General features: G+C 65.2%; 10 protein-coding genes and 1 pseudogene. 8 read left to right on the top strand and 3 right to left on the bottom strand.

The genetic code is table 11. The features are described from left to right. Both ACIQ42_RS09695 and ACIQ42_RS09690 read right to left on the bottom strand, forming a co-directional pair. On the bottom strand, positions 1 to 1,109 hold a 1,109-nt coding region (locus tag ACIQ42_RS09695; RefSeq protein WP_397421996.1), incomplete at its 3' end, for a histidine kinase dimerization/phospho-acceptor domain-containing protein. A gap of 77 nt (positions 1,110 to 1,186) precedes the next feature. Beyond that, on the bottom strand, positions 1,187 to 2,929 hold the full coding sequence (locus ACIQ42_RS09690; protein WP_397421995.1) for an acyl-CoA dehydrogenase: 1,743 nt from the start codon (positions 2,927 to 2,929) through the stop codon (positions 1,187 to 1,189). Positions 2,930 to 3,061: 132 nt separating this feature from the next. Here ACIQ42_RS09690 and ACIQ42_RS09685 point away from each other — a divergent pair, with 132 nt between their 5' ends. Genes ACIQ42_RS09685 through yaaA form a run of 5 tightly spaced genes read left to right on the top strand, consistent with a single transcriptional unit; the run spans position 3,062 to position 8,112 of the window. Continuing rightward, a complete protein-coding gene (locus ACIQ42_RS09685) occupies positions 3,062 to 3,670 on the top strand; it encodes a YceI family protein (RefSeq protein WP_397421994.1) in 609 nt (202 codons plus the stop codon). Between the two features lie 4 nt (positions 3,671 to 3,674). Continuing rightward, positions 3,675 to 4,955 (top strand): YceI family protein, encoded by a 1,281-nt coding sequence (locus ACIQ42_RS09680; protein ID WP_397421993.1) that lies wholly within the window; start codon positions 3,675 to 3,677, stop codon positions 4,953 to 4,955. Beyond that, positions 4,874 to 5,842, top strand: coding sequence for an L-threonylcarbamoyladenylate synthase (locus ACIQ42_RS09675; protein ID WP_397421992.1), 969 nt, complete (start codon positions 4,874 to 4,876; stop codon positions 5,840 to 5,842). Before ACIQ42_RS09680 ends, ACIQ42_RS09675 begins: the two co-directional genes overlap by 82 nt. Before the next feature lie 23 nt (positions 5,843 to 5,865). After that, entirely contained in the window at positions 5,866 to 7,275 is a 1,410-nt protein-coding gene (locus ACIQ42_RS09670; RefSeq protein WP_397421991.1) for an FAD-binding oxidoreductase, read from the top strand. Between the two features lie 39 nt (positions 7,276 to 7,314). Beyond that, positions 7,315 to 8,112 (top strand): peroxide stress protein YaaA, encoded by a 798-nt coding sequence (gene yaaA / locus ACIQ42_RS09665; protein WP_397421990.1) that lies wholly within the window; start codon positions 7,315 to 7,317, stop codon positions 8,110 to 8,112. A gap of 3 nt (positions 8,113 to 8,115) precedes the next feature. On the opposite strand, the gene ACIQ42_RS09660 is transcribed toward yaaA, so the two are convergent. Continuing rightward, a complete protein-coding gene (locus ACIQ42_RS09660) occupies positions 8,116 to 8,709 on the bottom strand; it encodes a hypothetical protein (protein WP_397421989.1) in 594 nt (197 codons plus the stop codon). 123 nt (positions 8,710 to 8,832) lie between these two features. Here ACIQ42_RS09660 and ACIQ42_RS09655 point away from each other — a divergent pair, with 123 nt between their 5' ends. From ACIQ42_RS09655 to ACIQ42_RS09645, 3 genes and pseudogenes are all read left to right on the top strand, one after another. Continuing rightward, on the top strand, positions 8,833 to 9,807 hold the full coding sequence (locus ACIQ42_RS09655) for an SPFH domain-containing protein (protein WP_397421988.1): 975 nt from the start codon (positions 8,833 to 8,835) through the stop codon (positions 9,805 to 9,807). A gap of 4 nt (positions 9,808 to 9,811) precedes the next feature. Continuing rightward, on the top strand, positions 9,812 to 10,270 hold the full coding sequence (locus ACIQ42_RS09650; RefSeq protein ID WP_397421987.1) for an NfeD family protein: 459 nt from the start codon (positions 9,812 to 9,814) through the stop codon (positions 10,268 to 10,270). Positions 10,271 to 10,450: 180 nt separating this feature from the next. Beyond that, positions 10,451 to 11,047: pseudogene (locus ACIQ42_RS09645) on the top strand (hypothetical protein); the annotation flags it as partial.

Here is an 11,047-nt window from a genome sequence, read left to right as displayed (position 1 = left end):
AGGGCATTGCCCACCAGATTGAACACGACCTGCCGCAGGCGTAGGGCATCGATCATCAATCGGTCGGGGACGTCATCGTTGACGTGGAGGCTCAGCGTCACGCCTTTGGCATCAGCGCGAGGACGCCAGAAGCCTACAACGGCGCCCAGGATCGCACGGACATCTTCTGGCGCTGTGATCAGCGCCATCTTGCCGGCGTCGATCTTGGAAATGTCCAGGATGTCGTTCAGGATCGAGAGCAAGTACTCGCCACTGTCGATCAGCACCGCCAGTCGCTCGGCCTGCGCAGGGTTGGTCTCATCGCGCCTGAGAAGCTCGGCCATTCCCAGCACGCCATTCATGGGTGTGCGGATCTCGTGACTCATTGTGGCCAGGAAGCTGGACTTCGCGGCATTGGCGCGCCGCGCCACCTCTCGCGCGGCATCGGCGGCGGTTCGATCCGCGACGGCCTGATCGCGCGCCTTGGCCAGATCATCGACCAGGTCGCTGTTGGCCAGGAACGCCGCGTGCCAGGTAGAGGTGGTGCGACCCATGTTCTCGGCGACCAGGATCATGATGAACGAAAGCGTGAACAGGCTGAGCATCACCGCGCCGCCCGCAACGGGATCAAACAGGAATAGGATCAGCGCCGCGCTTTCAAGGATCAGGGGTGCGCACAGGCCCCAGAACGCGTAACGGGACGTCGCACTGACCCCCATCGCAACGACAATCAAGGTCGCCGTCTGCAAAGCGAAGACCGCCAACTCGGCTAGACCCCCACCGGTCGCCATCACGAAACTCGGTCCGGTGTACGCTACCACCCGTGCGACACAGAGCATTGCGAGCTTGATCGCGCCAACGCGTTCGTCGGCGGCGGTGCCCTCCCGGATCCATCGTCGGAGTAAGTGCTGTTGGAGCGTGTCGATCCCGCAGGCCGACACCAGGGCGACCGAGGCGATGAGCGGGTGACCCAGCATCACCATGGCCAACGCAGCCAAGCCGTTGAACACATAGTGCGCGGCGACCGGCACTCGCATACCGCGAAGCGTCAGCTGGTGAGCCGTCAGTTTGACGTCAGCGAAGGCCTGATCTGTATTTGAACCTGGCGGCATCTTGTCTGACTTCGACACCCCGACAGTCTCCACAATGTCGTGAGTCTAGCGTGCAAAGATGAACCGCCAGCGAACGCCGCGCTGGATGCGGGGGATCAGCCGGCCAGCGCCGCTGCCGTCGTCCGCTCCAGGTCGTGATCGGCTTCGACCACAGCGTCGGCCTGCCCGGAGGCCTGGGTCAGGATCTGACCCGCGTAGAGCCGGGCCAGCGCGCCCTTGCTCTGCATCCAGGGATCCGACGACCCGGAGGCTGCGAGTGCCTGTCGACCCAGGATCCAGCCGCCCACGACTTCTCCGGCCAGTTTCAGATAAGGCGTGGCCGCGGTCAGGGCGGCGGCGTTGTCGGCGGCGACCAGCCAGTCAGTCGCGCGCTCGAGGGCCGCGACCCCAGCTGTCAGCCGCTCACCCACCCGGGCCAGCTCGGGATCGTCGGTCAGGATTTGCGCCGTGGCCGCCATGTCCCCGCAAAGCGCTCGCATCGTGGCGCCGCCGTTCAGCCGCACCTTGCGCCCGATCAGGTCGATGGCCTGGATCGCGTTGGTACCCTCATAAATCGGGGCGATGCGTGCGTCCCGGTAGTGTTGGGCGGCACCTGTATCTTCCATGAATCCCATGCCGCCGTGGATCTGAACCCCCTGCGAGGCGACCTCGACTCCGATGTCGGTCGACCATGCCTTGGCGATTGGCGTGAGCAACTCCTGCCGCGCCTTCGCCGCCGTGCGATCGTCAGGCGTTTCGGCCAGCCTCGCGAGGTCAGCCAGAACGCCCGTGGCGAGACAGATTCCACGCGCAGCTTCGATCTTGGCCTTCATCAGCATAAGTGTGCGTCGTACATCCGGATGGCCGTAGATGGTGCCGTCTGCCTCCCAGGTCGTCCGGCCCTGCTTGCGCTCGGTTGCGTAGTCCAGCGCCTGCTGGAACGCCCGCTCGGCGATGGCCACGCCCTGGACACCCACCTGCAGGCGAGCGGCGTTCATCATCACGAACATATGGGGCAAGCCTTGCCCAAGCGAGCCCACCAGTTCAGCCTGAGCGCCCTCAAATAGCATGACGCAGGTGGGCGAGCCGTGGATACCCAGCTTGTTCTCGATGGACCCGGCGCGCAGATCGTTCAGGCTGCCGAGTGTTCCGTCATCCTTGACCATCTTCTTGGTGGTCAGGAAAAGGCTGATACCCTTTACACCCGCAGGCGCGTCGGGGGTGCGCGCCAGGACCAGATGGCAGATGTTTTCCGCCGCGTCGTGGTCACCCCAGGTAATGTATATTTTCTGGCCTGTCAGCCGATAGCCTCCTTGGCCGTCCGGCTCGGCGCGGGTGGTGAGCGCTGCCAGATCCGAGCCCGCCTGCGGCTCCGTCAGATTCATGGTGCCTGTCCACTCGCCGGACACCAGCTTGGGTAGCACCAGCCGTTTCTGCCTCTCCGTGCCGTGGAGAGCCAGGGCCTCGATGGCGCCCTGGGTCAACATCGGGCAAAGGCCGAACGCCATGTTGGCAGCGTGCACCATCTCGAACACGGCAAGCTCCAGCGCCTTTGAGAGCCCCTGGCCGCCATGCTCAGGATCGGCGGACAGCGAGTTCCAGCCCTGCTCGACGAAGCGATGATAAGCCTCGGCAAAGCCCGGTGCGGCCGTGACGCGACCGTTCTCATACCGTGCACCCTCGGTGTCACCCTTGCGGTTCAGCGGCGCCAGTTCGTTGTCGGTGAAGGCGGCGGCGGCCTCCAGCACGGCCTGGACCGTGTCCTCATCGAGATCCGGATAGGCGCGTGCCAGCAGGTCGCTGTGGCCGATGGTCTTCAACGCGAACGCCAGGTCGCGGGCAGGGGCTCGGAACGTCATGTGGATCTCGTCTGACTGTTGCCGTCTCCTAACCTCTGCGCGAGAAGTTCGGAAGCGGCCCGTGAGATTCCCGCCATCTCTTCGTCGCACCTATGCGTATCAGTTGGATTGGTCGGGGGGGGTGCGATCCGAATGCTGCGCTGCGCGTTTGCGTTCCTGAGTCTGGGTCTGTGGCTTGTGGCCACAAGCCCGATCACTGCTCAGCCCACCAATCGCGACCCGACCCGGGCGCCGGCGGGCAACTACGTGCTCGAGCCCGGGAGCTCAAGCCTCCTGATCAGGATTCCACTCATGGGTGGATTGTCGCGTTATGCCATGCGCTTCAACACTCTGTCGGGCGACTTTACCTACGATCCAGGCAACTGGCGGAACACGGAGGTCGAGATCACGGTCGACCCCAGATCCATCGTGGCCCGCAACAGCGCGTTCAGTCGGGCGGTGTTGGGTTACTTTGAGCCGGACAAGTATCCGGTCATCCTCTTCCGATCGACATCGCTCGCGACAGATGCGGAGGGGATAGGCCTGTTGACGGGTGACCTTACCTTCCACGGCGTTACGCGACCGGTGGCGCTGGCTGTAGAGTTCAAGGGCGTCGGAGCTGACCCGGCCGGCTCCGGCGCGCGGATGGCGTTCTCGGGCACTGGCCGGATCCGGCGATCCGAGTTCGGTGTAACCGCAGCGCGTGTGTTTGCAGATGATCAGATCGACCTGGTTTTCGATGTCGAGTTCGTGAGGAAATAGCCCGATGACGGACCTGAGAACCCTCGCCACGGCTCGCTACTCCACCGGAGCCATGTTGCTCCACTGGACGATCGCAGCGCTGATCGTTCTGCAGGTGGTGCTGGCAGGTCGGATGGAGGGCCGAACGCCTGAAGCGTTTGCGATCGTCCAGCTACACAAGTCCTTGGGTATAAGCATCCTGCTGTTCAGCCTGATCCGGCTGGCGTGGCGCATGCTGCATCCGCCGCCGCCGGAACCCGCGTCCCTGACGCCTTGGGAGCGAAGGCTGTCTCACTTTGTGCATTGGGCACTCTACGGCGTGATGATCGGCATGCCGATCACCGGCTGGATTGCGGTGTCGGCCAGCCGGTATGCGTTGCCGACCCTGCTGTTCGGCGCCGTGCCCTGGCCGCACGTGCCGGGCCTTGCCGACCTGACCCCGGCTGCGCGAGCGATCTGGCATCAGGCGGGGGAGGTCAGTCACGAGCTGATCATCAAGGCCGCCTATGGCTTGCTCGCCTTGCATGTGCTGGGCGCATTGAAGCATCAGATCTTCAGGGGCGATCCGCCCGTTCTTCCTCGCATGACGCCAGGCGTGCGGTTTGACCGACGATTTGATCTGCGACTGCTGGCCATCCCGGTCGCGCTGCTTGCCGTCGTGGCGTTCGGTCGCACCTATCACCCTCCGCGTCCGCATAGTGCGCCCGCTCCGGTCGTAGCTACGCCTGAGCCAGAGGCGCCGATTCCGCCGGAGCCTGCGGCGGCGACTACGGTAGTGGAGCCGAGACCAGATGCGGGACCGATTGCGTGGAAAGTTTCTCGGGGCTCGAGCCTGACTTTCGCCACTGCCTGGAGCGGCGAGGCGATCGAGGGCCGATTCGACCGCTGGACGGCTGACATCCAGTTCAATCCCGATGCGCTCGACCGATCGCGGGTGTCGGTTTCCATCGACATGGCCTCGGCGGTATCGGGCGATGAGCAGCGCGACGCGAGCCTGCCGTCCGCTGACTGGTTCGACACCGCCGTCCACCCGAAGGCTACGTTCACCGCGACGCGGTTCGAGAGGACGGGCGATGGGCGGTTCGTGGCGCGAGGCCAGCTGAGCCTGCGTGGCGTAAGTCGGCCACTTACCCTGCCGTTCCGGTTGAAGATCGACGGCGACAGGGCCGAGGTCAGCGGTGTAACCACCCTCGACCGGACGACCTTTGGGGTAGGGCAGGGCGAATGGGCGAGCACCGATCAGATTCCGGCGAAGGTGACGGTGCGGATCGTACTCGCGGCGCAACGCAGCTCGCCCTCGCCGTAGCCGCACTTCGGGCTGGCGGTCTGGTGCTGATGCCGACCGAAACGGTCTATGGCCTGGCGGCCGATGCTTCTGATCCGCTGGCGGTGGCTCGGGTCTACGAGGCCAAGGGGCGGCCCGCCTTCAATCCTCTCATCGCCCATGTCAGTGATCTGGCGATGGCGCGAAGCGTCGCACGGTTCGATGACCGGGCTGAACGATTGGCTGCCGCCTTCTGGCCAGGCCCGCTGACACTCGTGTTGCCGATCTCTGATGGTGCGGCGGTCTGTGATCTGGCTCGCGCCGGACTGGAAACCGTTGCGGTGCGGTTTCCCCGGCATCCAATGGCGCAGAGGTTGGTCGCAGCCTTTGGTGGGCCCCTCGTCGCACCGTCCGCCAATCGCTCAGGTCGCCCCAGCCCGACCACCTGTACCGACGCGGTCGAGGAGACCGGTGAGGCCGCGACGGTGGCCCTGGACGGAGGCTCCTGCACAATCGGTCTTGAATCGACAGTGGTCGCCTTGCTGGACGATGCGCGATTGCTACGTCCCGGCGCGATAACCCGGGACCAGATCGAGGCGATCATTGGCCCGTTGGCGGAGGCCGGCGGCGACGCCAGGCGCTCCCCTGGCCGACTGACGCGTCACTACGCACCTGACGCGCCAGTCCGACTGGATGTGCTCCAGCCGGTCCCCGGCGAGGCCTGGCTGGCCTTCGGACCAGCAGGGCGTGGTCCGTGGAATCTGAGTCCGACCGGCGACCTGCGCGAAGCCGCCGCCAATCTCTTCGCCTATCTCCGAGCAGCAGACCGCACCAACCCCCTCGCGATCGCCATTGCGCCCATCCCGCAGGAGGGGCTGGGCGAGGCCATCAATGATCGCCTGCGCCGTGCGGCGGGGTTTGTAGGTTAGCGCTAATGTCCTAGATTGGGGGAATGACAGCGCCTGTTCCCGCCGATGTGATTTCACGCCTGAAAGCCGTGCTGGGGCCCGATGGGTGGAGCGAGGATCCTGACCGGATCGCGCCCAAACTCGTGGAGTGGCGCGACCGCTGGGTCGGGACCACGCCGTTTCTGGCCCTTCCGAAATCGACCGCTGATGTCGCCGCCGTGGTCGGCATTTGTTTCGAAGCCGGCCAGCCGATCACCACCCAAGGCGGAAACACCGGGCTTGTGGGCGGACAGATCCCGCAGGGGGAGGTGCTGCTATCCACAGAGCGCCTGCGGACCATCCGCGAGGTTGAGCCTTATGACGACGTGCTGGTCGCCGAAGCGGGCGTGACCTTGTCGCAGGTGCATGCAGCGGCGGCGGACGTGCGCCGCAGATTTCCGCTCGGGCTGGCCTCGGAGGGTTCTGCGACGGTGGGCGGCGTCGTCTCCACGAACGCCGGCGGCACCCAGGTGCTGCGCTACGGCATGACCCGCAATCTGGTGCTGGGCCTTGAGGCCGTGCTGCCCAATGGCGAGGTCTGGAACGGCCTGAAGCGGTTGCGCAAGGACAACACCGGCTATGATCTGAAGCAACTCCTGATCGGGGCCGAAGGGACGCTGGGCGTCGTCACCGCCGCGGCGTTGAAGCTGTTCCCCGTGATGGCCTCGCGCGCCGTGGCGATGATAGGTGTCGCGACCCCTGAAGCGGCGCTGGAACTTCTGACCCGCGCCAAGGACGAGACGGGCGGGGCCGTGGAGGCGTTCGAACTCATGGGTCGGCTCGGGGTGGAGTTCGCGCTCCGAAATATCCCTGGCACGCGTGACCCACTCGCGGCGCCGCACTCCTGGTATGTGCTTGCCGAATTTGCGTCCGGCGAGCCGGGATCGGCGGAAGGCGCGATGGCGCGGTTTCTAGAGGCTGGACTCGAGGCCGGCTTGATCGGCGACGCGGTGGTCGCCCAATCCGATAGCCAGGCCCGGGCGCTATGGGAGATCCGCGAGAACCAGTCGCCGGCCCAGAAGCCGGAGGGCGCCACCTGGAAGCACGATGTAGCGGTGCCAGTCAGCCAGGTCCCCGCTTTTCTGGCCGAGACGAACCAGGCGATGGAAGCCTTTGCGCCTCGCGCCCGCATCGCCGCCTTCGGCCATGTGGGGGATGGCAACATCCACTATGATGTGTTGCGGCCCAACGGCGGGTCGGACGCCGAACATGTCGCGCGCCGCGACGCGGGATCCCGGATCGTTCACGATATCGTGGCCCGATTGGGCGGATCGATCAGCGCCGAGCATGGCCTCGGATCGATGAAAACGGCGGAAGGTGCCCGCTACAAGAGCGATGTCGAGCTGGCTGCCCAGCGCGCGATCCGGCTGGCGCTGGATCCCAAGCGTATTCTCAATCCGAGGGTACTGTTTTAGGTGGTTGGCGACCCCGGCGCGCCGCCGTAAGACGCTGGGATGCTGTTCGTACTGTCACCGGCCAAATCCCTCGATTTCACCGCGGCGCCTCACACGGTGGCGATGACTTCACCGCAGATGACCGATCAGGTCGCCGAGCTGGCGAAGGTAACCCGCAGGCTGCGCGTCGCCGATCTCAAGCGGATGATGTCGCTCTCCGATAGCCTTGCAGAACTCAACCGTGAGCGATTCCAGGCCTTCGACCCCGGGTCGGATGAGGGCGTTCAGGCGGCCTTCGCGTTCAACGGTGATGTCTACGCCGGGCTGAAGGCGCGCGAGCTGGACCGCAAGGGCCTGGCCTGGGCCCAGGATCATGTGCGCATCCTGTCGGGGCTCTATGGGGTGCTGCGTCCGCTCGACGCCATCCAGCCCTATCGTCTGGAGATGGGCGTACGGATCAAGACCCGGCGTGGACAAAGCCTCTACGACTTCTGGGGCCCCAGAGTGTCCGAGGCCCTGAACGCGGCCGCCCGTGACCATGGCGATCCCACCCTGGTGAACTGCGCCAGCGGAGAGTACTTCGGCGCCGTCGACCGCCAGGCTCTGACCCTTCCGGTACTGTCCTGTAAATTTCTTGAAGAGAAGGACGGCGAGGCCCGCATCGTCTCCTTCTACGCCAAGAAGGCCCGTGGGCTGATGGCGCGCTATGCCATCGACAACCGCATCGAGCGGGTGGCAGACCTTCGATCATTCGACGTTGCGGGGTACCGGTTCGCGCCGGAGCTTTCTACCGACGCCGAGTTCACATTCTCGCGGCCCCAGCCCGAGCCAATGTCTCCAGCACGCAAGGCCGCCTGACGCTTACGCGGCGTTGGCCAGGTAACCTACCGGGTCCTTCAGGAAGTCATGAGCGTCCACCAGGCAACCCTGCCAGGCCTGGAGGTGAGTTGCGGCGTCGTCGCGGTTCATCGTCTGGAACAGCATCGCCGAATAGACCACGTGCTGCGTGGCCCCCCGGTCCTGATAGATTCGACACATCACCGAGGTCTGGTTGAACGCGTTGATCTGGGCGCCGGTTACCGACGATCTATCCATGGCGGCGTCGAGCAGTACGGCGCGACAGGCCCGCCCCTGCGGATTGCAGCCTGCAAACTGCATGGAGAAGTTTGCGGTGGTCGAGGTCACGGCGACGAACACGGAATCGCCGTCGCGTGCCCGGGTCTGAACCTTGGCGCCGGCCTGGCCCAGAATGTCCATCAGACCTTGTGGATTCTGGACGTCGAAAGCGCCCTTTGCCGTGACCGCAGATGCGGGTTTTGGCGTTGCAGGTTTTGGTGATGCGGGTTTGGTCGCGACCGGCTTGGCGACGGGCTTTGCGGGCGGGGCCTTGGGGGCCGGCGCCGCGGCCATACAGAGAAGGGCTAGGGGGGCGATCAGGAGGGCGTGTCGGATCATGTCGGATGGCTATCAGACTGTGGATCACGGCGCGAGCATGGCGCCGCCCCGCCACGTCCGGTTTCCGTAGCGTCGGGCGCGGCTTCCCGGTAGACTACAACCCTGAAATTTGGAGACCGGGCCATGGGTTTGATTGTCGCCAGCGTTTTCCTCATCCTCGCGGTGGTTGTCGCTCTCGGCGCCATCAAGATTGTGCCCCAGGGACGGGAATACACCGTCGAGCAGTTTGGTCGCTACACGCGAACCCTGAAGCCCGGGATCAGCTTCCTTACCCCCTTTGTCGAAGGCATCGGGCGCAAGATCAATATGATGGAGCAGGTGCTGGACGTGCCGCGCCAGGACGTGATCACCAAGGACAACGTCTCGGTCCAGGTGGACGCCATTGTCTTCATTCAGGTGATGGATGCGGCGGCGGCCGCCTACCGGGTGACCAACCTGGACTTTGCCATCACGCAGCTGACCATGACGAACCTGCGGACTGTGGTGGGCAACATGGAGTTGGACGAGGTGTTGTCGCAACGGGACCAGATCAACACCCGGCTCCTCGATGTCATCGATCAGGCGACCAGCCCGTGGGGCGTTAAGGTGGCTCGGATCGAGATCAAGGATCTGCAACCGCCTCCAGACATCACCAACGCCATGGCGCGCCAGATGAAGGCTGAGCGGGAGCGGCGCGCTGTGATCACTGAAGCCGATGGCGAGAAGCAGGCGGCCATCACGGTCGCTGAGGGCCAGAAGCAGTCCGCGATCCTGCAGGCGGAGGGCCGAAAGGAAGCGGCCTTCCGGGACGCCGAGGCGCGCGAACGCTCCGCCGCCGCCGAGGCAAAGGCGACCGAGCTGGTCTCTAACGCCATCGCCGCGGGCGACGTCAATGCGATCAACTACTTCGTGGCTCAGAAGTATGTAGAGGCGTTTGGCAAGCTGGCCGAAAGCCCGAGCCAGAAGATGGTCATCGTACCGGCCGAGATGAGCGCCCTGGTGGGCTCTATCGGCGGCATCGGCGAACTTGTGAAAGCGATCAACGCCGATCCCCAGCCGCCACGCCCCGCCCAGCCCCGCAGTCGAGGCGGGTCGGCCGTGCCGTCGACGGGAGTCTGAGGCCATGGATGCGGTGACGGATCTCCTGGCGGCGCAGCCGTTCTGGGTTTGGGCGGGGCTCGGTGCGGCGTTGCTGGCCATCGAGGTCATGACCGGGACAGGCTGGCTGCTTTGGGCGTCGGCGTCGGCGGCGGTGACGGCGGTGGTCGTTGCGCTCGCCAACATCGGTCTGCCGACCTCCCTGCTGGTGTTCGCACTTCTGACCATGGCGTCGACCCTCGCAGCGCGGCGCTACCTGCCCGAGACCTCGGGATCGCCAACCCCGGACATCAATGACGCGTCCGGTCGTCTGTTAGGGCGCCATGGTGCGACGGTCGTCGCCTTTGCCAATGGGGCGGGGCGGGTTGCGATCGACGGGAAGGAGTGGGCGGCGCGGCTGGAGACCGGTGAGAGCCTCGCGGCAGGCACAAACGTCGAGGTCGTCGACATCGAAGGCGCCCACCTCAAGGTGCGGCCTGCGTAACGAGTCGGTTGCAATGGTCCGATGATCGAGCGGCCGCGCTGTCGCAAATGCTTCGCTAAGTGGTTGGAACAGCGCCATACTTCAGTCGGCATTGCGCAGCAGCTTGACCCGCGACATGTCACAGCGCTTATGTGCGCGGAAATTCACGACCCCACGGTCACGACCCAGGAGAGACAAACGGTGAAGACGCCTAGAGCAATCGGGCTGGCGCTGGCGCTGATGGCTGCGCTTATGGTCCCCGCTGCGGCCGTGTCCCAGGCCAAGAAGCCGGCGGGAGTCCCTGAGGCTGCGCGCAAAGCCGGCATGGCGCGCGCGCCGGCCGTCGTGACTGCGGCCGGTCTGCCCTGCCAGATATCCGACGCCCGACTGGTCGGCGAGGACAAGAAGGCCAAGGTTTCCTACTTGGAAGTAGCCTGCGGTGCCGGTGCGATGGGTTACATCATTCAGGCTCCTGCGGCCGGTGCGCCTTCGGCGTTCAGTTGTCTCGAGGCCAACACGCCGCCAGCGCCGGGCCAGGCTCCGTCAGCGCCCTGCATGCTTCCCGGGAACGATAATCCCAAGGCGCTCCTTCAGCCGATGATGAAGACGGCAGGCGTGGAGTGCATACCGGAGCAGGCACGAGGCATCGGCCAGACCAAGACCAGCACCTATATGGAAGTCGCCTGCTCGGGCGGCGCGGGCTACATCGTCGTCGCCAGCGCTCCGTTCGATACGACCAAGGCCGCGCAGGTTCAGAACTGCCTGATGTATGACGGTCCCGAGAGCAACATCAAATGT

It is taken from the genome of Phenylobacterium sp. (assembly GCF_044372605.1).
Taxonomy (GTDB): Bacteria; Pseudomonadota; Alphaproteobacteria; order Caulobacterales; family Caulobacteraceae; genus Phenylobacterium.
The sequence above is the reverse complement of the archived record's forward strand: the minus strand, read 5'-3'. Positions and strand labels throughout refer to the sequence as shown.

Bases quoted from the DNA above. Each gene is read 5' to 3' on its own strand.
- ACIQ42_RS09690 (WP_397421995.1), bottom strand. From the start codon at position 2,929: ATGACGTTCCGAGCCCCTGCCCGCGACCTGGCGTTCGCGTTGAAGACC.
- ACIQ42_RS09685 (WP_397421994.1), top strand. From the start codon at position 3,062: ATGCTGCGCTGCGCGTTTGCGTTCCTGAGTCTGGGTCTGTGGCTTGTG.
- ACIQ42_RS09680 (WP_397421993.1), top strand. From the start codon at position 3,675: ATGACGGACCTGAGAACCCTCGCCACGGCTCGCTACTCCACCGGAGCC.
- ACIQ42_RS09675 (WP_397421992.1), top strand. From the start codon at position 4,874: ATGGGCGAGCACCGATCAGATTCCGGCGAAGGTGACGGTGCGGATCGT.
- ACIQ42_RS09670 (WP_397421991.1), top strand. From the start codon at position 5,866: ATGACAGCGCCTGTTCCCGCCGATGTGATTTCACGCCTGAAAGCCGTG.
- yaaA (WP_397421990.1), top strand. From the start codon at position 7,315: ATGCTGTTCGTACTGTCACCGGCCAAATCCCTCGATTTCACCGCGGCG.
- ACIQ42_RS09660 (WP_397421989.1), bottom strand. From the start codon at position 8,709: ATGATCCGACACGCCCTCCTGATCGCCCCCCTAGCCCTTCTCTGTATG.
- ACIQ42_RS09655 (WP_397421988.1), top strand. From the start codon at position 8,833: ATGGGTTTGATTGTCGCCAGCGTTTTCCTCATCCTCGCGGTGGTTGTC.
- ACIQ42_RS09650 (WP_397421987.1), top strand. From the start codon at position 9,812: ATGGATGCGGTGACGGATCTCCTGGCGGCGCAGCCGTTCTGGGTTTGG.